Source organism: Synechococcus sp. H55.10 (genome assembly GCF_047502715.1).
In the GTDB taxonomy this organism is placed as follows: Bacteria; Cyanobacteriota; Cyanobacteriia; order Thermostichales; family Thermostichaceae; genus Thermostichus.
In genome coordinates, this window is record NZ_JANSJJ010000149.1 from 1 (window position 1) to 727 (window position 727).

Genomic DNA, 727 nt, shown 5'->3' on the forward strand with positions numbered 1-727 from the left:
CGTTGTATCGTCCACCGGCTCAGGCCGCAGGGAAATCTCATCCTGAAACAAGAGCTCCGGATCCGCCGGCGGCTCTGGGACAACAGGACGGGATCCCTGGCGGCCCCGGAAGGCGTCCATCTGCTCAAAAAGGTTCTCCAAGATCTCCTCGGGCGACTCGTAGCGACTGGCAGCATGTTGAATGGCGTCCATCAAGCCTGAGGTCTCCAGCCGCTCCCCGCGGGTATTGGCGGTCTCGACATAGCCATCGGTGTAATAGACTACAACATCTCCCGGCTGCAGTTGCACGCAGGCTTCCGAGTATTGACTGTGTTCCTCTAAGCCAATCAGCGCTCCTTCTGTGTCTAGGGGCTGGATGTCGCGGGTGCGGGCCCGCCACCAGAGGGTGGGGTTATGGGCAGCGTTGCTAAAACAGAGGCGACGGGAGCGGGGATCGTATTCTGAGTAAAACAGGCTGATGAAGCGATTGGAGTTTTCCAGATCGCTGTACATGGCCCGGTTGAGATGTTGGAGAACGCGGGCCGGCGAGTGGCGGTTGAGGGCTTCTGCCCGCACCATGGCACGGGTCATGCTCATCAACATGCCGGCAGGGACACCTTTGCCCATCACGTCCCCAATCACGATGGCCAAGCGAAAGTCTTCGGATGGTTCAGGGGAAGGGGCCAGGGATCCAACCGGCTCATCGGCGGCGGCCTCAGAGTTTTCCGGCCGCTCGCTGGGGATCTTG

1 protein-coding gene is annotated in these 727 nt (G+C 60.5%); it reads right to left on the minus strand.

What is annotated here, in order from left to right; genetic code table 11:
* On the minus strand, positions 1-727 hold a 727-nt coding region (locus tag NW858_RS09435), incomplete at both ends, for a PP2C family protein-serine/threonine phosphatase (protein WP_414520364.1).